Source organism: Sphingomonas sp. HT-1, assembly GCF_048568905.1.
Taxonomy (GTDB): Bacteria; Pseudomonadota; Alphaproteobacteria; order Sphingomonadales; family Sphingomonadaceae; genus Sphingomonas.
The window spans coordinates 2,267,960-2,291,497 of the sequence record NZ_CP183770.1; the positions used below are offsets into that span (position 1 = coordinate 2,267,960).

Here is a 23,538-nt window from a genome sequence, read left to right on the forward strand (position 1 = left end):
TGACGCATTGCACTGCCTGCGCTAAGGCGAGGCAAAGGAGAGGACCGAATGGCCGACACGCTCACCCCAACCCTGCCCAGCCTGGAAGATCTGCAGCACTGGACCTGGGTGATGGGCCGCGCGCAGCAGATGATGCTGGAACACGGGCTGGACCTGATGGAGCATGTGCCGGTCGCGCCGCCGTTCGGCATGCTGCTCGATCCCACCCCGGCAATGCGGGCGACGGCGGATTTCTGGGCCGACACCATGGTCCTCTGGCAGCGTTTTCTTGATCCCGCCCATGCCGAACCGTTCGTCGAGACGGCAGAACAGGCCCGCGACAAGCGTTTCAAGGCGCCGCAGTGGCGCGAGGAGCCGATCTTCGACTTCCTGCGCCAGAGCTATTTCGTCATCGCCGATCACCTGCTGAAGAATGTCGAAGCGCTCGAACATGTCGACGCCCGGCAGAAGGACCAGATCCGGTTCGCCACCAAGGGCTTCATCGATGCGATGAGCCCGACCAACTTCCCGGCGACCAACCCGCAGGTGCTCGAGAAAATCGTCGAGACCAAGGGCGAAAGCCTGCTCAAGGGTCTGCAGCACATGCTGTCGGATATGGCCAAGGGCCAGATGACGCAGACCGCAGAAGGCGCGTTCGAACTCGGCCGCAACCTGGCGATGACGCCCGGCAAGGTCGTCAAGCGCACCCCGCTGTACGAGCTGATCCAATATTCGCCGACGACCGAGGAGGTGCTGGAAACGCCCCTGATCATCTTCCCGCCCTGGATCAACCGCTTCTACATTCTCGATCTCACGCCGGAAAAAAGCTTCATCCGCTGGGCGGTGGACCAGGGGATTACGGTGTTCGTCGTTTCGTGGCGCTCGGCCGATGCGACGATGAAGGACGTCGTGTGGGACGATTATGTCGAGCATGGTCAGATCGACGCAATCGATACCGTGCGCGATCTGCTCGGCGTCGAAAGCGTTCATACGATCGGCTATTGCGTCGCCGGCACCACGCTGGCCGCGACGCTGGCGGTGCTCGCCGCACGCGACCAGGCGGAAAAGGTGAAGAGCGCCACCTTCTTCACCGCGCAGGTGGATTTTGCCGATGCCGGCGAACTGCGCATCTTTGTCGACGACGATCAGCTGGCGATGATCCGCAGCCTCAGCGCCGAAGGGTTCTTGGACGGCCGCTACATGGCCGCCACGTTCAACCTGCTCCGCGGCCGCGACCTGATCTGGAATTATGTCACCAACAACTATCTGATGGGGCAGGATTATGCCCCGTTCGATCTGCTGCACTGGAACTCGGACGTCACCAACCTGCCGGCAACCTGGCACCTCAGCTACCTGACCGACCTGTATCGCGACAACAAGCTGGTTTCACCGGGCGCGTTGGCGATCGGGGGAACGCCCATCGATCTGTCGCGAGTGACGACGCCGTCCTATATCCAGGCCGGCCGCGAAGATCACATCGCGCCGCCGAAAAGTGTCTGGAAGATGACACAGCATTTCCGCGGCCCGCATCGCTTTGTTCTTGCAGGATCGGGTCATATCGCGGGAGTCGTCAACCCACCGACTGCAAAGAAATACCAATACTGGACCAATTCCGAGCCGGCCGATTCGCTCGAATCATTTCTTGAAAACGCCACCGAAACGGCCGGAAGCTGGTGGCCGGATTGGTTGATTTGGCTCTCTGCGTTGAATCGTGCCAAAGTAAAGGCCAACGGAGCACGAATCCCGGGGGGTGGAACCCTGCCCGCGGTTGCGGATGCCCCCGGCATCTATGTTAAAACGCGCTGACAAACTGGCGCGTTGCAACGCGGAAATTCGCGGCATTGTGCAGTGCACAAAGCGACCTTGCAAAATGACGCCGCTGACCGTATATGCTGCACTGCAGCAATAGGTAGGAAGCTAGTCATATGGCCAGCAAGGGACCGAAGACGAACTCCAGGTCTACCGTGAAAGCGGGAACGCGTGCCGGCATCGTGCCAGCGGCGACCACCACCGAAGCTGCTGCGGCCAAGCCGGAGGCCATGCCCATTCCCGCCGCCGAGACGATCGTCCCGGCCGCGGCACTGGTGCCGCCCCCGGTCGACGCCGCTGCAACGCAGGAAGTGAAGACCAACATCGAAGAAGCGACCGCTACCGTGGCAGAGCCTGTAAAGGCCGCTGTCGAGGAAGCGATCGAGGCCGCAGAGACCGTCGCGCCGGCGGTCACCACCAGCACCGCGAAGGAAACGACTATCATGGCTACCAATTTCGAGACGACCACTGCCCAGACCCAGAATATGTTCGGCGACATGAACGAGCGCGCCAAGGCCGCCGTTGAAAAGTCGACCAAGCTGGTCGAAGAAGCCAACGAATTCGCCAAGGGCAACATCGAAGCGATGGTCGAATCCGGTCGCATCGCCGCCAAGGGCTTCGAAGCCATGGGCCAGGAAGCTGCCGAATATAGCCGTCGCTCGTTCGAAACCGCGACCGCGGCGATGAAGAACCTGGCTTCGGTGAAGTCGCCGGCCGATTTCTTCAAGCTGCAGAGCGAATATATGCGCGGCGCGTTCGACTCCTATGTCGCTGAAACCTCGAAGCACACCGAAGCGATGCTGAAGCTGGCCGGCGATGCCGCTCAGCCGCTGTCGAACCGCTTCGCGGTTGCCGTGGAAAAGGTGAAGGCGAACGCCTGATCCGGCCCCTGGCACGCCAGGATCCAGCAAGGGGGCGGTCGCGAAAGCGGCCGCCCTTTCGCGTTGGTGCGGGACAAAATGATGCCCGCCCCGTCACGCTGCCTTGCCCTTGCGGGCGGTGCATCATATTTTCCCAGGGTTATGGCCGAACTCACCCATCAGATTCGTATGGCCGAAGACGGCGACCGGGACGATCGCGGCAATGACGGCCAGGCCGGCATCGCTACGCGCACCCGTACGCGTACCAAGAAGCCGACGCCCTATCGCGTGCTGATGCTGAACGACGATTATACGCCGATGGAATTCGTCGTCCTTGTCCTTCAGCGCTATTTCCGGATGACGATCGAGGAAGCCACGCAGGTGATGCTGCACGTGCATCAGCGCGGTGTCGGCGTGTGCGGTGTCTTCAGCTATGAAGTGGCGGAAACCAAGGTTTCGCAGGTGATCGATTTCGCCCGGCAGAACCAGCATCCGCTACAATGCACGCTGGAAAAGGCCTGATCGGCGAGGCCGGTCAGCTGGCCGGGGGCAACCAGCGCAGATCCAGCCCCTGATAGCGATTGACGTAGTTGGCCGCGGTGGACAGCGCCGAAAGATCGAGCAGGGTGACGCGGCCGCCTTCGCGCGCGATCATCCCTTCTTCCTCCAATTGCCGCAGCATGCGGTTGACGTGCACCGCGGTCAGCCCGGTAGCGTCGCCGATCTCCTCCTGCGTCAGGCCCAGCACGAAAGTGGCGTCGATCGTCTTGTCGGTTGCCCGCAAGCGATTGCGCAGGTCGAGCAGCAGGGCCGCCACGCGCGCCTTGGCACTGGTGCGGCCCAGTGCCGCGAGACGGTCGGTCAGCGAAACGCGCTCGATCTGGCTATAGACCAGGATCATCGCCGAAAGACGCGGGTGCGTCCGCATGATCTCGGCCAGCGCTGCGCGGTCGAACGGCGAGACGACGGAATCGGAAAGCGCGCACAGCGTCTCCGGCGCCTCGGCATAGATCGCCGAGGAGATGCCAAGCATGTCGCCTGGGAACAGGAACCGCAGAATCTGCCGGCTGCCGTCGTCGAGCAGCACGTAACTCATCATCACGCCCTTGCGGAGAATGAACAATTCTCCGCACGGCTCGTTCTCACGCTGCAGCACCGCGCCGCGCCGCACATGGCGCTGGCGCAATTCGAGCGCGTCCAACGCGTCGCGTTCGCGCTGCGTCAGTTCGATCAGCTCGCTCAATACTTCGGCAAAACAACTTCTTGACACGCGTGCACTTCCCCCGGTTCCCCCTGCAAAGCAGCGCAACGAAATCAGCGCATTAAAATCGATCAACCTCCCTCTCAGCCTACCGCTTGCGCGCGCGGGCAGAGCGGCTAGAAGCCGGCCATGGACCGTATTCTCATCCGCGGCGGCAAGCGCCTTTCCGGCAAGATCGCGATTTCGGGGGCGAAGAACTCTGCCCTCACCCTGATGCCCTGCGCGCTGCTTACTGACGAGCCCCTTACGCTCAGAAACCTGCCACGATTGGCAGATGTCGACAGCTTCGGACATCTACTGAACGAGCTGGGTGCATCGACGTCGATCGAAGGCACCCGGCCGACGGATTTCGGCCGCGTTCTCACCGTGCGGGCGGGCCGGCTCACCTCCACCGTCGCGCCGTACGACATCGTGCGCAAGATGCGCGCCTCGATCCTGGTGCTCGGCCCGTTGCTCGCGCGCGAAGGCGAAGCGACGGTATCGCTGCCCGGCGGCTGCGCGATCGGCAATCGCCCGATCGATCTCCACCTGAAGGCGCTCGAGGCGCTGGGGGCGGAGATCGAGCTGAGCGCCGGCTATGTGAAGGCGATCGCGCCCGGCGGCCGCATCGCTGGCGGCCGCTTCCGCTTCCCGGTCGTGTCGGTCGGCGCGACGGAAAATGCGCTGATGGCGGCGGTCACTGCGCGGGGCACCAGCGTGCTGGAAAATGCCGCGCGCGAACCCGAAATCGTCGACCTGTGCAATCTGCTGGTGGCCATGGGCGCGGTGATCCGCGGCATCGGCACCGAAACGCTGGAGATTGACGGCCGCGATCGGCTGCACGGTGCCACCTATGCGGTGATGCCCGATCGCATCGAAGCGGGCAGCTATGCCTGCGCCGCGGCGATCACCGGCGGCGATGTGGAACTGCTCGGCGCCGCGCCGAACGACATGCGCGCCACGCTCGATGCGCTGGTCGATGCCGGCGTCACGGTCGAGGAGACCGCGAACAGCGTGCGAGTCGCGGCCGACAACGGCTTGCGCCCGCTCACGCTCAACACTGCCCCTTTCCCCGGCTTCGCCACCGACATGCAGGCGCAGTTCATGGCGATGCTGTGCAAGGCCGATGGCGCCAGCACGCTGACCGAGACGATCTTCGAGAATCGCTACATGCACGTGCCCGAACTGGCGCGTATGGGCGCGGATATCGAAGTGCATGGCCGCACCGCGATCGTGCGCGGCGTGCCGAAGCTCACCGGCGCGCCGGTGATGGCCACCGATCTGCGCGCCTCGATGAGCCTGATCCTCGCCGGCCTCGCGGCCGAAGGGGAAACCCAGGTCAACCGCGTCTACCATCTCGATCGCGGCTATGAGCGGCTGGAAGAAAAGCTGCAGGGCGTCGGCGCCGACATCGAACGCGTCGGCGACGGCTGACGGGGCCGCACGGAGGCGGTCGTCAACTTGCGGTAAACCGTTCGCCGCTACCGTAACGGCATGGGGATCCGATCGGGAGATGCCCCGTGCTCGAATGCCAGACCGTCCTTGCGGCGCCGGCGCCGCTTCCCCGGGAACTCTTCACGATGGCGTTCCAGCCTGTCGTGAACACCAACACCCTGGTCGTCACCGCCTATGAGGCGACGTTTCGCGGGCCGAGCGGCGAAGGCCCGGCCGTGTTCGCCGCCGCGCTGCCCGAATCGGCGCGCCCCACGTTCGATCTGCGCTGCCGGGTTGCGGCGCTGGAACAAGCAATCGCGCTGGGCCTGATCGATCGCCGCGTGCGCCTCGCGGTGAAGGTGATGCCCACCTATATCGCCGATCCCGTCGCCGATGCCGAACGGATGCAGCGAATCGTCCGTCGCCTGGGTTTCCCGGCGCGCGAACTGGTGTTCGAATTCAGCGATCGCGACCACCTCGAAAGCGATCATATGGTCGCGCTGGTCAAGGCGTATCGCAAGCTCGGCTTCCTTATCGCCTTCGACGATTTCGGGGCGGGCGACATGGGGCTGGAGCTGCTGTCGCTGCTCACGCCGGATACGCTCAAGCTCGCGCCCGAACTGGTTCACAGCCTGTCGACCAGCTGGGCGCGACGCCTGGTGGTCGAGCGGGTGGTCGAGATCGCTCGCAAGGGCCGCATCCGGCTGATCGCCGAGGGCGTCGATACCCGCGCGGAGCATGATCGGCTGCGGTCGCTCGGCGTGTCGCTGATGCAGGGCGAAGCGATCGCGCCGCCGCAGATCGGCGCCTTGCCCGCTCCGGCGCTGCGGTTCGACGGCGCGGCCTGAACAGAGTCCGACTCGCAACCCGCACGCGCCTTTGCCGGCTGTGAATTGCGTAGATTCCCCATTCGGTCGAAACCCAATGCGGCGACGTCCGGAATGGGCGCGGTAGCGGCGATTGTTTACCCCTTGTTCAGGCTCGCAGCAGCCGAGCAACGGGAGAAACGAAATGCGCGACATGGCGGATATCCGGATCGGGCTGGAACCCATCGCAACGCACGGCACGCGCGAGCCCTTCGCCTGGCGTGCCGCCATCCTCAGCCGGCCGCAGGCGTTCCACACCGCCGACGCCATCCTGCTTGCCCCCGATCGGCTGGCGCTGGAAGCGCTGCGGCTCGATCGCGCGCTCGAAGCCGCCGCGGCGGCGGATCTCGCCGACAGCGGCTGCCTGCTGGTCGTCCCGGTCAATGCCCGTGCCGGCGCACCCGATCGCCTGCTCTGCCTGTTGTTTCGCGCCGCGCTGCGCCATGGCTACCCGTTCGAACAGCTGGTGATCGAAGTCCACGCAGATGAAGACGCCGATCATGCGGCGGCCACTGCGCTGATTCGCGCCTGCGCCGATCGCGGGCTGATGGTGGCATTGGCCGGGTTCGCCGCCGGCCCGCTCGGGCTCCGGCTGCTGGCGCATTGCTCGCCCCGGCTGATCCGCCTTGATCCGGGGTTCGCCCGGCGGCTGGACGCCGCCCCCGCCCGCGCACGGATGGTCGAAGGCGTGCTGCGCATCGCCCGCGGCATGGGCGTTGCCGTGGTCGCGCCCGCGCCTACGCTGGACACGGAACGCGATGCCGCGCTCGCCAGCGGGCTTCGCCATTTCCACGGCCGCGGCGAACCCGCGCCACGCCGCACCCGTCCCGTTGCCCGTCCCGTGTGGAATGCGGCGGTCGCCAACCACCGCGCGACGCGCCTTTCGGCCTGATCCGCCTGCGCATTGCCTCGGCAGGGCAGCGCGACTATGCGCTCCACCCCATGGCCGATCCCACTACCATCCGCCGTCTCTATGGCCGCCGTCAGGGGCACAAGCTGCGCCAGGGCCAGTCCGAGCTGGTCGAATCGCTGCTCCCCCGGCTCAGCCTGCCCGAACACGGCCCGCTGGACGCGACGTCGCTGTTCGGCGACGATCGCCCGCTGGAACTCGAAATCGGCTTCGGCGGCGGTGAGCATCTCGCGGGTCAGGCGGCGATGCGGCCCGATCACGGCTTTATCGGCTGCGAACCGTTCCTGAACGGCGTGGTCGGCGCGCTCAACCACGTTCGCGACGGCGATCTAGCCAACGTCCGCATCCATATGGGCGATGCGCTGGAAGTGGTCGAACGGCTGCCCGACGCCAGCCTCAGCCGCGTCTATCTGCTCCATCCCGATCCCTGGCCCAAGGCGCGCCATGCCAAGCGCCGCATGGTCAATCACGGGCCGATGGATCTTATCGCCGCGAAGCTGAAGCCCGGTTGCGAATTCCGCCTGGGCACCGATGATCCCACCTATTGCCGCTGGGCGATGATGGTGATGGGGCAGCGCCGCGATTTCGTCTGGCAGGCGCAGTCGGCACCGGATTTCCTCACCCGTCCTGCCGACTGGCCGGAAACGCGCTATGAGCGCAAGGCGCGCCGCCAGGGACACGAGGTGTGGTACTTCCGCTATGTCCGCATCTGACGAAGGGCACCGCATCGAGTCGGTAGAGACCGTGTATCAGGGCTGGGGCCGGATGCTGCTGGCCACGCTGGTCACGCCCGACGGCAGCCGCATCACGCGCCAGATCGAGGATCATGGCGATGCGGTCGCCGTGCTGCCCTATGATGCCGAACGCGGCACGGTCGTGCTCGTCCGCCAGTCGCGGCCGCCGCTGCTGTTCCGCGGGCGCGCGGAGCCGGTGTTCGAGGTGCTGGCCGGCCGCATCGATTCGGGCGAGGATGCGCTGGGAACCGCCCGCCGCGAAGCGATGGAGGAAGCCGGCCTGCGCCTGGGCGCGCTCACGCTGGTCGGCGACTTCCATGCCATGCCCGCCGTCTCCACCGAGATGCTGACGCTATATCTCGCGCCCTATACGGCGGCCGACCGGATCACCGCGGGCGGCGGCCTTGCCGACGATCACGAGGATATCGAAGTGATCGAACTTCCGCTCGACAGGCTGTGGGACATGGGCATGGCGGCGCTGGCGGACATGAAGACGGCGCTGCTGGTCCTCGCCCTGCGCGAGCGGCTCGCCGCGGGGACATGGCCACCCGCCGCCTGACCGCGCGGCTTCGTGCTTGCGCGGGCCGCATCGCCGCCCCCATAAGGTAGCGGCATGGAAGGCCCCTATCTCTCCACCGTATCGGAAACGATCCAGGCCGCGATCGCGCCGGTGTTTCTGCTCGCCGGTATCGGCGCCTTTCTCAACACCATGGTCGGGCGGCTTGCCCGCATCGTCGATCGAGCCCGGTCGATCGAGGAACTCCACCCCCGCTCCAGCGGCCCGGAGCATGAGCGCCACGTCTGGGAACTGCGAATCATCGATCGCCGCATTTCGGTGATCAACAACGCGATCTTCCTGTGCACCGCCAGCGCGCTGGCGATCTGCCTGGTTGTGGCGCTGATGTTCGTCTCGCGGCTGGCCAATCTGCACGTCGGCATTTGGGTCGCGGTGGCGTTCATCATCTCGATGCTGCTGCTGATCTCGGGCCTGATCTATTTCCTGGTCGAGGTCCGCATGTCGCTGCGCGCGATCCATGTCCGCGAAGAGCTGCTCGAACTCGATCGCTGAGCCGCCGCCTCACTCCAGCGATCGCGGCCCCAGGTTGGCGGGGATCGTCGCGCGATAGGCCGGCGCCACCCGCGCCTTGCTCGCCTGCTCATAGGCATGGCCGGCACGCAGCAGTAGGCCGTCGCTATGCGCCGTGCCGAGGAACGACAGACCGGCGGGCAGCCCGTTCACCAGCCCCATCGGCACGGTCAGGTGCGGATAGCCCGAAACCGCCGGCAGTTCGCTGGCCGAAGGGCCGACGAACTGGTCGCCATGCGCGGGATCGCTCAGCCACGGCGTGCCATAGGTGGGCGTGACAAGGATCTCCGCCCCCGCCGCTTTCAGCATCGCATCGATTCCCTCCGGCCCGGCCAGCCGCTGCGATGTCGCCCGCGCCGTCCTGTAGGCCGGATCGTCCAGCCCCTTGGTCGCTTGCGCCTTCAGGAAGGTCTCCTGCCCGAAGAACGGCATTTCGGCGGCGGCGTGGGCCTGGTTGAATGCGATCACGTCCGCCAGCGTCCGCACCTTCACCGCCGCGGGCGTCGTCGCCAGATAGGCGGCGAGGTCGGCCTTCAGCTCGGTGAACAGCACCAGCTGCTCCGCCTCGCCGATACCATCGAGCTTCGGCATTTTCACTTCGACCAGCGTCGCCCCCGCCGCCCGCAGCGCGGCCAGCGCCTGATCGAATCGCGCGGCCAGGTCCGCGGCCATGTCCGGCCGCCAATATCCGATGCGCATGCCCTGCAGCGCATCGGCACGAAGCCCCGCCGCATAGTCCTTGCGATAGGCGTTCGCCCCCTTGGTCGCAGGATCGGCGGGATCCTCGCCCACCATCGCGGAGAACAGCAGCGCAACGTCCGCCACGCTGCGGCCCATCGGCCCCGGCGTATCCTGGCTGTGGCTGATCGGCACGACATGGGTGCGGCTCACCAGCCCCAGCGTCGGCTTCAGCCCCACCAGCCCGTTCATCGCGGAGGGGCAGACCACCGATCCGTCGGTCTCGGTCCCCACCGCCACTGCCGCCAGGCTCGCCGCCGCCGCCGCGCCCGATCCGCTCGACGAGCCGCATGAGGTGCGATCGAGCGCATAGGGATTGCGCACCAGCCCGCCGACCGCGCTCCACCCGCTCATCGACCGATCGGAGCGGATGTTCGCCCACTCGCTCAGGTTGGTCTTGCCCAGTATCACTGCGCCGGCCGCGCGGAGCTGCGCCACCACCGGCGCATCGCGGCCGGTGCGGTTGTCCTTCAGGGCCAGGCTGCCGGCGGTGGTCGGCAGTTCCTTGGTTTCGATATTGTCCTTGATCAGCACCGGCACGCCGTCCAGCGGCCCCAGCACCTTGCCCGCCTTGCGCCGCGCATCGCTGGCGCGCGCCTGGGCGAGCGCATCGGGGCTCACCGCGATCACCGAACGCAGCGTCGGGCCTTTGGCATCGATCGCCGCGATTCGCGCCAGATAGGCCGCCGTCACTGCCGCGCTGCTGGTGCGGCCGGCGGCGAGATCGGCGGAGATCCGCGTCGCCGGCACTTCCTCCACCCGGATCTGCGCCACCGCAGGGCTGGCCGCCGCCAGCGCTAGCATCGCCACACCAAAGCGTCTCATCTCGCGTCCCCCCATGTTCGGGGCGGAGCCTAGCGGGCATCAGCCCTGGCGGAAAGTGCCATGAAAGCCGACAGGTAGCGCAGCATCGGCGCGCCAGCTCGCTACCGGACCCGCTTCCAGGCTACGGGTGTCGAGCACGTGCAACTCGGTCGCGCGGGCGGCCAGGTTGAGCGTCGTGCCGACGAGCCAGCCGTCGCCCTCGCCGCTGCCGCGCGGCACGAACAGGAATTCCTCCACCAGCTGGTCCGCGCCGAAGCGATAGCCGCGCGTGCCGCCTTTCTCCCAATCGACGATGCCCACGCCCTGTGCGAACGGCCGCCCCTTGCCGTACAGCCCCGAATAGCTGGTGAAGCGCCGCCGCTGCCCGGCCACGCGGCGATCGTTCTGCGGAAACTCGCCCACCGCGCCGCTGCGCATCAGCGTGCCGCGGCCATCGGGATGCAGCGCCACCATCGTTAGTTCGGGGCTCGGCATCGGCTGCGTCCTGCCGAGCAGCAGGTCGCGTGCCTCCGCCACGCCGAATGCCGGAGTATCGGAAAAGCACCCGTCGAAGCGGATCGTGCCGTCGCGTTCCTCCCAGGCGTCGCCCAGGTGGAAGAAGCTGAACGCCGGCAACTCGAACAGGCGGGTGCGGGCGGGATCATCCTTTTCCACCACCAGCACCTGCGTGCCGGCATCCGGCTGCCATTGCAGCAGGTTCAGATAAGGCGGGCGGCCAGGACCCTGGACCCAGGGTTGCAATACGATCACCAGGTGCCGGGCGGTGGCCGTGAAATCGTGGATATAGCTGGCGCGCGGCAGGCGCAGCGGCGTCGCGCCCGCCAGCGTGCCGTCGGGCCGCAACTTCCACAGCATCGCCCGCTCGCCGGCCAGCCCAAGGTTCCACACGGTGCCGTCCTGCTCGATGCGCGGATGGGCGAGGAACGGCATCTGCGCCAGGTCCGGCCGCAGCGTTTTCGGGCCGATCGTTGCCAGCGTGTCAGGGTCCAGCCGATAGGCCGATCCGCCTTCCCATAGCGCCCACAGCTCGCCGCCCGCCATCATCACGCTGGTGTTGGCGGCATTGGCGCTGTCCGGCCCGGTCAGGATTGCGCCCTCGCGCCCCGGCGTCCCGAAGCCCGGCATCAGCATGCGGCCGGCCTTGGCTTCCTGCCGCCGCTTTTCGGTATCGACGAAGCGGGCGGCCAGTCGTGCCTCGCCGTCGCCGATCGCGAAGCGACGCACCATGCCGTCACCGTCGAACCAATGGGTGGCCGCGGTATCGCCGCGCCGGAACTTAGCGGGGCCGTTGCGGTACAGCACGCCGCGCAGAGCCGCGGGCGCCCGGCCATGGAGGCGCCGCATCGCGCGGGGAGCGAGATCGGCCTCCACATCGGCGACGCCCAGCGTCCAGTCGGCCGGGAGCATCGCGGCGAAGGCGCGCTCGGGCGAAAGCAGCGCAGCGGCGCCGGCGGTGATGGCGCTGCCCAGAAAGGCGCGGCGGTGCATGTCCATCTCGGTCCTCCCCGGCTCAGCGCAGCGTGATCGTCTGGGTGGCGCCAGCGGCGGTCACCTCGAAGGCGGCGTCGGCCCAGGCGGGTTGGCCGGCCGCGCCCATCGCGTCGCGGGAGAAGCCGAAAGGCTCGGTCGGCATACCGAACGGGTTGCTGCCCATCCGCCCGTCGCCGTCCAGATCCTGGAACAGCTTCACCGCGTAGCGCCCGGGCGCCAGTCCGGCGATCTCCGCCGCCACGCGCGCCGGCGCGGCGTCGGCCATCGCGACGCGCACCGGCTTGCCCCCTTGCCACCCGGCCTCGTCATAGATCGCGATCATCACGCGGCCCTGATGCGTTTTCACCTGCAGCTCGATGGTGAGCGTCGCGCCCTGCAGGCCGGCGAGCGCGGGAAGCGGCTGCGCGGCGGCCAGGGCGGCGGCGAAAAGGATCCTGAACATCTGCGGCATCTCCATTCCGGGTTCGACTGGCGCCAGATGATCCGGCTAGGATAGGCGCGTCACCACGAGATGCGTCATCAGGGGGAAACAATGCGCGAGCTGCCGGGAAACGCCATTCGCGAAGCGCGAACGGCACCCGCAGTGCCGGATCACGCGCGGCGCGGCGTCGTCATCGCCACCGTCGCGGCGCTGGTGATGACGTTGACCGGCGCGTTCGACACCGACATGCTGGGGGTGGCGGCGCGGCTCGGCTATTGGCTGATCATCATGGAAGCCGGCGCGCTGATCGGCATGGGCGCCACCACGGCGATCCGCGGCTGGGGCGGGCTTGCCGCGCACCCCTGGCGCGAAGGCGCGGCGATCAGCCTGCTCATCGCGGCCCCGCTCACCCTGGTGGTGCTGGGCACCACCATCGCCTTTTTCGCGGGGAGCCGCGCCACCCCGGCAGGGATCGCTTTTCTGTTCGCGATGGTGCTGGCCGTCACTGCCGTGATCACCGCGATCAACTATGCCACTCGCCCCGCTCCGCCGGTCGCCGCGCGCGAATCGACCGCCGCGACGCCCGTCCCCATGCCGAACGCGGCGGAGCCGGAGCCGGAGCCCGCCGCACGCTCCCTGCCTCGCCTCACCGAACGCCTGCCGCCGCACCTGCGCTACGCCGAGGTCCACGCGCTCGAGGCAGAGGATCATTATCTGCGCGTCCACACCGCTGCCGGTTCGGCGCTGATCCTGCTGCGGATCGGCGACGCGGTCGCGGAGCTCGACGGGGTGGACGGCGCGCGCACGCATCGCAGCTGGTGGGTCGCTCGCCAGGCGGTGCGCGCGGTTGCGCGGAAAAGCGGCCGGGCGGAGCTGACCTTGCCTTGCGGCACGATCGCCCCGGTCAGCCGATCGGCCTATCCCCAATTGCGCGACGCCGGCTGGTTCGACTGATCCGGCGAAGCTCGGCAATATCGGTCGGGCGGCCGGCCACCGCAGCCGCTAGCGCGGAAGCGTCATGGAGGAAAAGATGCGGACGCCGCTCGAACGCTATCACGGCCGGATGCAGCGCGTGCTCGATCATGTCGACGCGCATGCCGACGACGCGCTCGATCTCGAGACGCTGGCGGGAATAGCGGCGTTTTCGAAGCATCATTTCCACCGCCAGTTCAGTGCGCTGTTCGGCGTTTCGGTGCATCGCTACGTCCAGCTCGTGCGGATGAAGCGGGCGTCGTACCGGCTCGCCTATCGGCCCGACAAGGCCGTGACCGACATCGCGCTCGACGCCGGCTATGAAGCGCCCGAGGCGTTCGCCCGGGCCTTCCGCCAGCGGTTCGGCCAGGCGCCGTCGGCGTTCCGCGCCGCCCCGGACTGGCAGCCATGGCATGCGGCCCTCGCGCCGCTCACCCATGCCAGGAGCCAGACGATGCCACCGCGATTCACCCCCGAAGATGTGACGATCCTCGCCTTTCCCGCCACCCCCGTCGCGCTGCTGTCGCATCGCGGCGATCCGGCGCGCCTGGGCGACACGCTCCGACGCTTCATCGCCTGGCGCAAGCTGCGCGGGCTGCGGCCGCCGGCGAGCGCCACCTACAATATCTTCCATGGCGATCCGCGCGGCGCCGCGCCGGAGGCCTATCGCCTCGATCTCTGCGCCGGCACCGCGCATCCGGTAGCGGATCCGGCGCACGGCATCGAACCGGGCCTGATCCCCGCCGGCCGCTGCGCGATGCTGCGCGTGATCGGCCAGGCCGACGATCTCGAGCCCGCCGCGCTGTTCCTCTACCGCGATTGGCTGCCCGCCAGCGGCGAGGAACCAGGCGACTTCCCGCTGTTCGCCCGCCGCGTCACCTTCTTCCCCGACGTGCCCGAAGACGCCGCGGTGACCGAACTATATCTGCCGCTGCGATAAGGATCGTCTACCACCGGTGGTGGTCCGCCCCGATTCATCCCCCAAAATTTATTTGCAGTTCCACCTTCGTTCCCTTGCCTTTTCGGAAGGCAAGGGAGGTCCGTGCGTCGCGGCCCTTCCGCTGCGGCGCACGCGCCACGAGCCGAGTCATTTCAGCGATGAGTCGTTGCATTCGAACACCATTTGGGCTCTTGTGCCCGGACTCGGATTGGCACAATCTGTAGTGGTCGCACCAAGGGGCAAGCCCAAGCACTGGTAACCCGTCGCCCGCATTCCCAAATGCGGCATGGGCAGACTTGTGCCGGGCGCCGGGCCGATGGACACTTTTTGTTCTCGCGCAAACCCGGCTGGTGCTAGGATCGCTACGGTGCCCCGAGTCGGTAGTTGCGTGATGCAGGAAGACAGGGGTCCGAGGTATGGAATTCAGAGATAGTGAGACCAGCGTGAACGAGACCGCCACCATCGAAGCCGCCCCCGCCAGCACGGCGCTCGACAGCAAGGCGATCGCGCCGCAGCCCTATCCGGTCGAGGTCGATCATGCGCGCGACGCGCTGCTCACCGATTTCGGCAAGGAGACGCTGAAGGACCGCTACCTGCTCCCCGGCGAAAGCTATCAGGACCTGTTCGTCCGCGTTGCCTCGGCCTATGCCGACGATCAGGCGCATGCCCAGCGCCTGTACGACTATATCTCCAAGCTGTGGTTCATGCCGGCCACCCCGGTGCTGTCGAACGGCGGCACGGGCCGCGGCCTGCCGATCAGCTGCTACCTCAATTCGGTGCCCGACAGCCTGGACGGCATCGTCCAGACCTGGAACGAGAATGTCTGGCTCGCTTCGCGCGGCGGCGGCATCGGCACCTATTGGGGCAGCGTGCGCGGCATCGGCGAGCCGGTGGGCCTCAACGGCAAGACCAGCGGCATCATCCCCTTCGTCCGCGTGATGGATTCGCTGACGCTGGCGATCTCGCAAGGCTCGCTGCGCCGCGGTTCGGCCGCCTGCTATCTCGACATCTCGCACCCCGAGATCGAGGAGTTCCTCGAGATCCGCAAGCCCTCGGGCGACTTCAACCGCAAGGCGCTGAACCTGCACCACGGCGTGCTGATCCCCGACGCTTTCATGGAAGCGGTGCGCGACGGCGCCGAATGGGCGCTGCTCAGCCCCAAGGACGGCTCGGTCCGCAGCAAGGTCGATGCGCGCGCGCTGTTCCAGAAGCTGGTCGAGACCCGCCTCGCCACCGGCGAGCCGTACATCGTGTTCTCGGATCACGTGAACTCGACCATGCCGAAGCACCACCGCGATCTCGGCCTCAAGGTTTCGACGTCGAACCTCTGCTCGGAAATCACGCTGCCGACGGGGCGCGACCATCTCGGCAACGATCGCACGGCGGTGTGCTGCCTCTCCTCGCTCAACCTCGAAACCTGGGATCAGTGGAGCAAGGACAAGCGCTTCATCGAAGACGTGATGCGCTTCCTCGACAATGTGCTCACCGATTATATCGAGCGCGCGCCCGACGAGATGGCCCGTGCCCGCTATTCGGCGGAGCGCGAGCGCTCGGTCGGTCTGGGCGTGATGGGCTTCCACTCCTTCCTCCAGGCACGCGGCCTGCCGTTCGAAGGCGCGATGGCGAAGAGCTGGAACCTGCGCATCTTCAAGCACATCAACGCCCAGGTGAACGAAGCCTCGATGACGCTCGCGGCAGAGCGGGGCCCGTGCCCCGACGCGGCCGACATGGGCGTGATGGAGCGCTTCAGCTGCAAGATGGCGATCGCGCCCACCGCGTCGATCTCGATCATCTGCGGCGGCACCAGCGCCTGCATCGAACCGATCCCGGCGAACATCTACACCCACAAGACGCTCAGCGGCTCCTTCTCGGTGCGCAATCCGTATCTGGAGAAGCTGCTCAAGGAAAAGTCGAAGAATTCCGACGCGGTGTGGAATTCGATTCTCGAACAGGGCGGCTCGGTCCAGCACCTCGATTTCCTCACGTCCGAGGAGAAGGATTGCTACAAGACCAGCTTCGAGATCGACCAGCGCTGGATTCTCGAACTGGCGGGCGATCGCGCGCCGTTCATCGACCAGGCACAGTCGCTCAACCTGTTCATCCCCGCCGACGTGGAAAAGTGGGACCTGCTGATGCTCCACTTCCGCGCCTGGGAACTGGGCATCAAGTCGCTCTACTATCTGCGCTCCAAGTCGGTGCAGCGCGCCGGCTTCGCGGGCGGGGTCGAGGCTGACAACACGATCGAGAAGCCCAAGTTCGATCTGGGCGAAAGCACGGATTACGACGAATGCCTGGCCTGCCAGTGATCTGAAGCATGGTGGCGGTGCACCCTCACCCTCCCATTGCTGACGCAATGGGCCCCTCCCTCTCCCAAGGGGAGAGGGGTTTGGGGGTGCGCCCTACTGTCCCTCTCCCTTTGGGAGAGGGAAGGAGCCGCGCAGCGGCGGGAGGGTGAGGGTGATGCGCCTCTACCAGAACCAGCCCGCTGGTACGGTAGACCAGCTCCGCGCACTCCGGCGCACGCCCACCGATGCTGAGAAGCGCCTGCGCGAGGTGCTGCGAGAAGGGCTACCCAGCTATAAATGGCGCTTTCAGGTGCCGATCGGCCCCTACCGGGTCGATTTCCTCTGTTTTTCGGAACGTCTCGTGATCGAAGTCGATGGCGGCCAGCATGCGGAGGCCGCGGAATATGACGCTGCCCGCACCCGCTTCCTCGAAAGCGAAGGGTATCGGGTGCTGCGCTTCTGGAATCACGAGGTGTTGGGCAATACCGACGGCGTGGTGGCCGAGGTGGCGCGCCATTTGAAGGGTGCGGATCAGTGACGCAGGCCACCCTCACCCTCCCGCCGCTTCGCGGCTCCTTCCCTCTCCCAAGGGGAGAGGGACAGTGGGGTCGTCCTCAAGCCCCTCTCCCCTTGGGAGAGGGGAGGGGCCCGCGCGCGTCAGCGCGTGGGAAGGGTGAGGGAGGCCAGGCCGCCCCCCACCCCATCGCCTCAAGCTTCTTCTTCGAACAACTCCACCGCCACGTCAGCATTGGCCGACAGCCGCACCTTGTCGCCTTCGACCTCGGCGACCAGGCCGCCGGGGAGATAGTGATGGTGCCCTTCATGGCTGCCGGTGGCGCCTTCGACCTGCGCACCCGAGTCCTTCTTGGTCAGCTTGATGCGGTCGCCATCGACATGGTCGACGGTGCCGACATGGACGCCGTCGGCGCCGATGACTTCCATATGCTCCTGGATTGCGCTCAGATCTGCCATGGGTCTTCTCCTGCTTGGGGTTCGCGCACCGAACGCACGCGGTCGCGAAACGATGCACGCGGGCCTCGGGCGCGTCTGCCATACGCAGGGATAGCTGCATGAAGATCCGCGCCGCCTTTGCCCTTGTCTCCCTCGCCCTGCTCGCCGCCTGCGCGCACCAGGTGCCGAGCGCCGTGACGCCGCAGGCGCCGGGCTTCCTGCTCGGGCTGTGGCACGGCTTCATCTTCCCCGTCGCCTGGGGCCTGTCGCTGCTGTTTCCGGAGGTCGCGGTCTATGCGGTGCCGAACAATGGCGGCTGGTATGATTTCGGCTTCTTCATCGGTGTGGTGTTCCTCGGCGTCGGCGCGCAGGGTGGCCGCAAGGTCGTCTATCGCGAGCGCATCGTCGTGCGCGATGGGATGAAGACCGTCCGCGGACGGGTGATCGACCAATGACACGCACGCTCGCCATCCAGGCTGGCCTCGGCATCGCTGCGGGCACGGCAGGACTGATCGTCCTCCTCCGCCCCGCGGCGGCGCGCGGGCTGCTGCGCATGGAGGCCAGCGAGCCGGCGACCTATGCGCTGCGCATCGCCGGCATGATGCTGGTCGCGCTCGGCCTGTTCCTCACCGGCTTCGCGCTGGCCTTTGCAAGCGCGGGAGGGGTGGCGTGAGCCGAAGTTGGTCTGGCATCCCGGAGCTGAAGGCAAGCTATCGCGCGCTTGGAGTCGCGCGATTCTGGCTCCTCATGCTAGCGGTGCTTGCTTGGATTGTCCTTGGGACGTGGCTGACCATTTCCTTGGATTATCCGCGCGCCTTCGGCTCGACGTGCCATCGCAAGTGCATGTTTGAAAGTTACTGGTTCAGCACAGAGCTTATCAAGCATGGCAGCATACGCACCTACGCCCTGTTTGCCTGGTTGTGGCTAATGCCGGCGGCCGTGGTCGGCACTTTCATATATCGGCGCCTCAATCGCGCCTCTCGCTCACACTGATTTCGATCCGGAGTACCCCAGATGTCGCTTCTCGAAGCCCGCAAGACCTACAAGCCCTTCGAATATCCCTGGGCCTATGAATATTGGAAGCGCCAGCAGCAGGTGCACTGGCTGCCGGAGGAAGTGCCGCTGGGCGAGGATTGCCGCGATTGGGCGCAGAAGCTGACCGATCACGAGCGCAACCTGCTCACCCAGATCTTCCGCTTCTTCACCCAGGCCGACGTGGAAGTGCAGGACTGCTACCACGAGAAATACGGCCGCGTGTTCAAGCCGACCGAGGTGAAGATGATGCTCACCGCCTTCTCCAACATGGAGACGGTGCACATCGCGGCGTACAGCCACCTGCTCGACACGATCGGCATGCCCGAGACCGAATACAGCGCTTTCCTCCAGTACAAGGAGATGAAGGACAAGCACGACTATCTGAGCACCTTCGGCGTCGATACCGACGAGGATATCGCCAAGACGCTGGCGATGTTCGGCGGCTTCACCGAGGGGCTGCAGCTGTTCGCCAGCTTCGCGATGCTGATGAACTTCCCGCGCTTCAACAAGATGAAGGGCATGGGCCAGATCGTCACCTGGTCGATCCGCGACGAGAGCCTGCACTGCGAAGGCATCATCAAGCTGTTCCACACCTTCTGCAAGGAACGGAACTGCATGACGCCGAGCGTGCGCGACGACATTCTGGACATGTGCCAGAAGACCGTGCGCATCGAAGACGCGTTCATCGACCTGGTGTTCGAAATGGGCCCGGTGAACGGCATGACGCCCAAGGACATCAAGAAATACGTCCGCTTCATCGCCGATTGGCGGCTGGGCCAGCTGGGCATGAAGCCGATCTACATGATCGACGAGCATCCCCTGCCCTGGCTCGCCCCGCTGCTCAACGGCGTCGAGCATGCCAATTTCTTCGAGACGCGGGCGACCGAATATTCGAAGGCGGCGACGCGCGGCAACTGGAACGAAGTATGGGACAGCTTCGACAAGCGCCGTCAGGCCAAGACCAGCACGATTGCCAACGAAGACGCGATCGAAGGCGACATGTTCGCCAAAGCGGGAATTGCGGCGGAGTAAACATTAAATTCACCTGCGGCCGGGGCAACTCGGCCGCCATTTAACCACTTCCAACCTGACGAAAGGAGATAAAACAAAAAAGTTCTATTTTATGTGAATTGATGGGCAATATGAAGACACGAAAGCTGCAGTTTCTTTGGGCAATTCTCGATGGCGGAAGAATAGATCGAAAAGGCGGTCAGAATCCTGAAACCCACATAACGCAACTTCTCTACGATCTGAATGTAGCCCTTCATAATCATGAAGGACGAAAATTATGAACGCTGAAGTATTTTTGGACAAAAGAGGGTTATGGCGATGGGAAGTCCTAGACGGGGATGAAATATATCTCCGCTCGGGGAAACAGTTCGACTCTCAATCAGAAGCGCTACGCAACCTGAGAGAAGAGACCCACCTACTCAACCCGAAGGTGCAATTGCACTGACACAAAGGGCGGGAGCGCAACCTCCCGCCCTATTTCCTCCCTTTGAGCGGCTCGTCAGCGTCGCCGTCAAACCTTGTAAAGGCCGCATTGTCCTCTATATGTTCCACGCTCTTTGAAACCGTCGAACAGCAAGTACTTCCCGCACCTCGTGAAGCGGTGCCCCGCAACGTCGCAGCCGGACCGGGTCATGAAGTGAACCCGCAATACTTTCCGCCATTCGTCGCCCCGGCGAAAGCTGGGCCCTCCGACAGTCTGGGAGAAAACCGAACAGCGCTATTGCAGGAGATGCCGGCGTACGCTGGCATTATGCCCCACAAGCCTCCTCCGCGCCGCGCACGCAAAGATGCGCCTCGCCTAAACTTCCTAAACTTAAGCGCTGCACAACCGCTGCAGCCCGCCAGAGCACTTCACGAGCCTAAACTTCCTAAACTTAAGCGGCGCGCAACTGCGCCCCGACGAGCCGTGCTGAAACACGCCGCAAGCCTAAGCTTCCTAAACTTAAGGCCGCCGGCCAGGCTCAAAACAGCGCGATCAGATAGGTAATCAGGTCCGCCGTGCCGCTGGCGCTCACCGGCAACACCAGCAGGATCAGCGCATAGATCAGGAACATCCGCGTCAGGAATCGCTCGCGCCGCCCCGGCGTCGCGGGCAACGGCCTTGGCGGCTCGGGCCGGGGCCAGACGCGATTCTCGTCGAAGAACATTGCCCGGCAGGGTGCCGCAGCGCTGCTGCCCGCGCAACCGCCCCTTGGGCCAGTGGATGGGAATGCGCGGCCGGCACCCCCCTGGGCGAGTTCAGTCCAGATTCGGCCGCAGATAGCGCGTTGCCAGTTCCTCGCTGATGCCGCGGCGGACTGCATAATCCTTCAGCTGGTCCTGCCCGACGCGCGCGACGCCGAAATATTCGGCTTGGGGGTGCCCGAAATAGAAGCCCGACACCGCCGCCGTCGGCAGCATTGCGAAGCTTTCGGTCAGGCTGATGCCGGTGCGCTTATGGGCATCGAGCAGCCGGAACAGGATCGGCTTCAGGCTGTGCTCGGGGCAGGCCGGATAGCCCGGCGCCGGGCGGATGCCGCGATACTGCTCGCGAACCAGTGCGTCGTTGTCGAGCTGCTCGCCCTCGGCATACCCCCACAGCGCGGTGCGGACGAACTTGTGGAGCCGCTCGGCAAAGGCTTCGGCGAGGCGGTCGGCCAGCGCCTTGAGCAGGATGTCCGAATAATCGTCGATCGCCGCCTTGAAGCGGGCGAGATGCGGCTCGATACCGTGGATCGAGACCGCGAAGCCGCCGATCCAGTCGCCGTCATGATCGATGAAGTCGGCCAGGCACATGTTCGCCCGGCCCTCGCGCTTGGCGATCTGCTGGCGCAGGAACGGCAGGCGGACATGTTCCTCGTCGGGCAGATGGACGATCACGTCGTCACCCTCGCGGCGGCACGGCCACAGCCCGGCAACGCCGCGCGCGGTGAGCCAGCGCTCGGCGATGATCTTGTCGAGCATCTTCTGCGCATCGGCGAACAGCGAGGTGGCGCTTTCGCCGACCACTTCGTCGGTCAGGATCGCCGGATAGTTGCCGGCCAGTTCCCAGGCGCGGAAAAAGGGCGTCCAGTCGATATAGTCGCGCAGGTCCTTCAGGTCCCAGTCGTCGAACGTATGGACGCCCGGCAGGCGCGGCTTGCCTGGCTTGAGGGACATGTCCGCCTCGAAGGCGTTGGCGCGCGCGTCTTCCAGTGGCAGCAGCTCGCTCTGCCCCTTGCCGGCACGGGCTGCACGGACATGCTCATACTCGTCCGCCACCTTGGTGACATACGGATCGCGCTGCGTATCGGAGACGAGCGCCGTCGCCACGCCCACCGCGCGGCTGGCGTCCAGCACATGCACCACCGGGCCGGTATAGGCCGGGTCGATGCGCAGCGCGGTGTGGACACGGCTGGTGGTCGCACCGCCGATCAGCAGCGGCATCGTCATGTTCGCGCGCTGCATTTCCTCGGCGACCGTCACCATCTCGTCGAGGCTGGGGGTGATCAGGCCGGACAGGCCGATCATGTCGGCATCGTTGTCGATCGCCGCCTGGAGGATGGTCGACCAGGGCACCATCACGCCCAGATCGACCACGTCGAAGCCGTTGCACTGGAGCACCACGCCGACGATGTTCTTGCCGATATCGTGCACATCGCCCTTCACCGTGGCGAGCACGATCTTGCCCTTGCCCTTGGCGCCTTCCTCCTTCTCCGCCTCGATATAGGGGAGCAGGTGGGCGACGGCCTTCTTCATCACGCGGGCGGACTTCACCACCTGCGGCAGGAACATCTTGCCCGATCCGAACAGGTCGCCGACGACGTTCATGCCGTCCATCAGCGGGCCCTCGATCACCTCGATCGGGCGCGCGAAGATCTGGCGGCATTCCTCGGTATCCTCGACGACATGCGCGTCGATGCCCTTGACCAGCGCATGCTCGAGCCGCTTGGCGACCGGCCAGCTGCGCCATTCGGCCGCCTGCTTCTCCGCCACCGCATCGGTGCCACGATACTTCTCGGCCAGCGCCACCAGGCGCTCGCCAGCATCGGGGTCGCGGTTGAGCACCACGTCCTCGCACGCCACGCGCAGCTCGGGATCGATCGCGTCATAGACGTCGAGCTGGCCGGCATTGACGATCGCCATGTCCATGCCCGCGGGGATCGCGTGGTAGAGGAACACGCTGTGCATCGCGCGGCGCACCGGCTCGTTGCCGCGGAAGCTGAACGACAGGTTCGACAGCCCGCCCGAGATATGGACGTGCGGGCAGCGCTTCTTGATCTCGCGGCACGCCTCGATGAAGTCGACGCCGTAATTATTGTGCTCCTCGATGCCCGTCGCCACCGCGAACACGTTGGGATCGAAGATGATGTCCTCGGGCGGGAAGCCGATGCCGGTGAGCAGCTTGTAGGCGCGCTCGCAGATCTCGACCTTGCGCTGCTGGGTGTCCGCCTGGCCGACCTCGTCGAACGCCATGACGACCACCGCGGCGCCGTACGCCATGCACTTGCGCGCATGGATGAGGAACGCCTCCTCGCCTTCCTTCATGCTGATCGAATTGACGATCGGCTTGCCCGAGACGCATTTGAGCCCCGCTTCGATCACCTCCCATTTGGAGCTGTCGATCATCACCGGTACGCGCGCGATGTCCGGCTCGGCGGCGATCAGCTTGAGGAAGGTGGTCATCGCCTCGACGGCGTCGAGCAGGCCCTCGTCCATGTTGACGTCGATCACCTGCGCGCCATTCTCGACCTGCTGGCGCGCGACTTCGACCGCGGCGGGATAGTCGCCGGCCATCACCAGCTTCTTGAAGCGGGCGGAGCCGGTGACGTTGGTGCGCTCGCCGATATTGACGAAGTTGGTGGAGGAAGGCGTGGTCATGATCTGGGTTCTTCTTCTCTCCCTCTCCCCATCGGGGAGAGGGCCGGGGAGAGGGGCAGTGTGTCGTGGATCGCGTGGGCAAGAAGGGCAGCGTTGTGCCCCTCTCCCAA

The 23,538-nt window shown here is 65.9% G+C and carries 23 protein-coding genes; 16 read left to right on the plus strand and 7 right to left on the minus strand.

From position 1 onward, the window contains the following. Positions 1 to 48: 48 nt before the first annotated feature. The 3 genes from phaC (at position 49) to clpS (ending at position 3,170) form a co-directional block, all read left to right on the plus strand. Positions 49 to 1,785: a class I poly(R)-hydroxyalkanoic acid synthase gene (phaC, locus tag ACNFJ7_RS10460; protein WP_019369279.1), complete on the plus strand. Its 1,737-nt coding sequence runs from the start codon at positions 49 to 51 to the stop codon at positions 1,783 to 1,785. A gap of 119 nt (positions 1,786 to 1,904) precedes the next feature. Then, positions 1,905 to 2,669 carry a phasin family protein gene (locus ACNFJ7_RS10465; protein WP_026009102.1) on the plus strand — a complete coding sequence of 255 codons (765 nt, stop codon included), beginning with the start codon at positions 1,905 to 1,907 and terminating at the stop codon, positions 2,667 to 2,669. A gap of 168 nt (positions 2,670 to 2,837) precedes the next feature. Further along, entirely contained in the window at positions 2,838 to 3,170 is a 333-nt protein-coding gene (gene clpS, locus ACNFJ7_RS10470) for an ATP-dependent Clp protease adapter ClpS (RefSeq protein WP_026009101.1), read from the plus strand. Positions 3,171 to 3,183: 13 nt separating this feature from the next. Here the strand turns inward: clpS and ACNFJ7_RS10475 are convergent, their stop codons facing one another. Beyond that, on the minus strand, positions 3,184 to 3,891 hold the full coding sequence (locus ACNFJ7_RS10475; protein WP_019369276.1) for a Crp/Fnr family transcriptional regulator: 708 nt from the start codon (positions 3,889 to 3,891) through the stop codon (positions 3,184 to 3,186). A 147-nt stretch (positions 3,892 to 4,038) separates the two neighbouring features. Here ACNFJ7_RS10475 and murA point away from each other — a divergent pair, with 147 nt between their 5' ends. From murA to ACNFJ7_RS10505, 6 genes are all read left to right on the plus strand, one after another. Beyond that, a complete protein-coding gene (murA, locus tag ACNFJ7_RS10480) occupies positions 4,039 to 5,322 on the plus strand; it encodes a UDP-N-acetylglucosamine 1-carboxyvinyltransferase (protein WP_019369275.1) in 1,284 nt (427 codons plus the stop codon). A 146-nt stretch (positions 5,323 to 5,468) separates the two neighbouring features. After that, complete coding sequence (locus tag ACNFJ7_RS10485) at positions 5,469 to 6,170, plus strand: EAL domain-containing protein (protein WP_037513461.1); 702 nt, start codon at positions 5,469 to 5,471, stop codon at positions 6,168 to 6,170. Positions 6,171 to 6,333: 163 nt separating this feature from the next. After that, positions 6,334 to 7,080, plus strand: coding sequence for an EAL domain-containing protein (locus ACNFJ7_RS10490; RefSeq protein ID WP_019369273.1), 747 nt, complete (start codon positions 6,334 to 6,336; stop codon positions 7,078 to 7,080). Between the two features lie 50 nt (positions 7,081 to 7,130). Further along, positions 7,131 to 7,811, plus strand: a complete 681-nt coding sequence (gene trmB, locus ACNFJ7_RS10495; protein ID WP_026009100.1) for a tRNA (guanine(46)-N(7))-methyltransferase TrmB — start codon at positions 7,131 to 7,133, stop codon at positions 7,809 to 7,811. After that, a complete protein-coding gene (locus ACNFJ7_RS10500) occupies positions 7,798 to 8,391 on the plus strand; it encodes an NUDIX domain-containing protein (RefSeq protein ID WP_019369271.1) in 594 nt (197 codons plus the stop codon). Before trmB ends, ACNFJ7_RS10500 begins: the two co-directional genes overlap by 14 nt. 54 nt (positions 8,392 to 8,445) lie before the next feature. Continuing rightward, entirely contained in the window at positions 8,446 to 8,901 is a 456-nt protein-coding gene (locus tag ACNFJ7_RS10505) for a DUF2721 domain-containing protein (protein WP_019369270.1), read from the plus strand. 9 nt (positions 8,902 to 8,910) lie between these two features. Here the strand turns inward: ACNFJ7_RS10505 and ACNFJ7_RS10510 are convergent, their stop codons facing one another. Genes ACNFJ7_RS10510 through ACNFJ7_RS10520 form a run of 3 tightly spaced genes read right to left on the minus strand, consistent with a single transcriptional unit; the run spans position 8,911 to position 12,415 of the window. Next, the gene (locus ACNFJ7_RS10510) at positions 8,911 to 10,461 is read right to left on the minus strand and encodes an amidase (protein ID WP_019369269.1); all 1,551 of its coding nucleotides are present in this window, start codon (positions 10,459 to 10,461) and stop codon (positions 8,911 to 8,913) included. Positions 10,462 to 10,521: 60 nt separating this feature from the next. After that, on the minus strand, positions 10,522 to 11,976 hold the full coding sequence (locus ACNFJ7_RS10515) for a carotenoid oxygenase family protein (protein ID WP_019369268.1): 1,455 nt from the start codon (positions 11,974 to 11,976) through the stop codon (positions 10,522 to 10,524). A 16-nt stretch (positions 11,977 to 11,992) separates the two neighbouring features. Continuing rightward, positions 11,993 to 12,415 carry a DUF2141 domain-containing protein gene (locus tag ACNFJ7_RS10520; RefSeq protein WP_201785393.1) on the minus strand — a complete coding sequence of 141 codons (423 nt, stop codon included), beginning with the start codon at positions 12,413 to 12,415 and terminating at the stop codon, positions 11,993 to 11,995. 90 nt (positions 12,416 to 12,505) lie between these two features. Here ACNFJ7_RS10520 and ACNFJ7_RS10525 point away from each other — a divergent pair, with 90 nt between their 5' ends. The 4 genes from ACNFJ7_RS10525 to ACNFJ7_RS10540 all read left to right on the plus strand — a co-directional run bounded on the left by ACNFJ7_RS10525 (position 12,506) and on the right by ACNFJ7_RS10540 (position 17,129). Beyond that, the gene (locus tag ACNFJ7_RS10525; RefSeq protein ID WP_019369266.1) at positions 12,506 to 13,348 is read left to right on the plus strand and encodes a LytTR family DNA-binding domain-containing protein; all 843 of its coding nucleotides are present in this window, start codon (positions 12,506 to 12,508) and stop codon (positions 13,346 to 13,348) included. A gap of 76 nt (positions 13,349 to 13,424) precedes the next feature. After that, entirely contained in the window at positions 13,425 to 14,306 is an 882-nt protein-coding gene (locus ACNFJ7_RS10530) for an AraC family transcriptional regulator (RefSeq protein WP_026009096.1), read from the plus strand. Positions 14,307 to 14,722: 416 nt separating this feature from the next. Then, positions 14,723 to 16,612, plus strand: coding sequence for a ribonucleoside-diphosphate reductase subunit alpha (locus tag ACNFJ7_RS10535; protein ID WP_058805453.1), 1,890 nt, complete (start codon positions 14,723 to 14,725; stop codon positions 16,610 to 16,612). Between the two features lie 154 nt (positions 16,613 to 16,766). Beyond that, a complete protein-coding gene (locus ACNFJ7_RS10540; protein WP_037513456.1) occupies positions 16,767 to 17,129 on the plus strand; it encodes an endonuclease domain-containing protein in 363 nt (120 codons plus the stop codon). Between the two features lie 170 nt (positions 17,130 to 17,299). Here ACNFJ7_RS10540 and ACNFJ7_RS10545 read toward each other — a convergent pair whose 3' ends face one another. Continuing rightward, positions 17,300 to 17,563 (minus strand): DUF2171 domain-containing protein, encoded by a 264-nt coding sequence (locus ACNFJ7_RS10545; RefSeq protein ID WP_019369262.1) that lies wholly within the window; start codon positions 17,561 to 17,563, stop codon positions 17,300 to 17,302. 98 nt (positions 17,564 to 17,661) lie between these two features. Here ACNFJ7_RS10545 and ACNFJ7_RS10550 point away from each other — a divergent pair, with 98 nt between their 5' ends. The 3 genes from ACNFJ7_RS10550 to ACNFJ7_RS10560 all read left to right on the plus strand — a co-directional run bounded on the left by ACNFJ7_RS10550 (position 17,662) and on the right by ACNFJ7_RS10560 (position 19,609). After that, a complete protein-coding gene (locus tag ACNFJ7_RS10550; RefSeq protein ID WP_019369261.1) occupies positions 17,662 to 17,997 on the plus strand; it encodes a hypothetical protein in 336 nt (111 codons plus the stop codon). Continuing rightward, positions 17,994 to 18,215 carry a hypothetical protein gene (locus tag ACNFJ7_RS10555; RefSeq protein WP_019369260.1) on the plus strand — a complete coding sequence of 74 codons (222 nt, stop codon included), beginning with the start codon at positions 17,994 to 17,996 and terminating at the stop codon, positions 18,213 to 18,215. The genes ACNFJ7_RS10550 and ACNFJ7_RS10555 overlap by 4 nt, the downstream gene beginning before the upstream one ends. Positions 18,216 to 18,556: 341 nt before the next feature. Beyond that, positions 18,557 to 19,609 carry a ribonucleotide-diphosphate reductase subunit beta gene (locus tag ACNFJ7_RS10560; protein ID WP_019369258.1) on the plus strand — a complete coding sequence of 351 codons (1,053 nt, stop codon included), beginning with the start codon at positions 18,557 to 18,559 and terminating at the stop codon, positions 19,607 to 19,609. A 941-nt stretch (positions 19,610 to 20,550) separates the two neighbouring features. On the opposite strand, the gene ACNFJ7_RS10565 is transcribed toward ACNFJ7_RS10560, so the two are convergent. Continuing rightward, complete coding sequence (locus ACNFJ7_RS10565) at positions 20,551 to 20,736, minus strand: hypothetical protein (RefSeq protein WP_019369256.1); 186 nt, start codon at positions 20,734 to 20,736, stop codon at positions 20,551 to 20,553. A gap of 91 nt (positions 20,737 to 20,827) precedes the next feature. Then, on the minus strand, positions 20,828 to 23,428 hold the full coding sequence (metH, locus tag ACNFJ7_RS10570; RefSeq protein ID WP_058805452.1) for a methionine synthase: 2,601 nt from the start codon (positions 23,426 to 23,428) through the stop codon (positions 20,828 to 20,830). Positions 23,429 to 23,538: the final 110 nt, after the last annotated feature.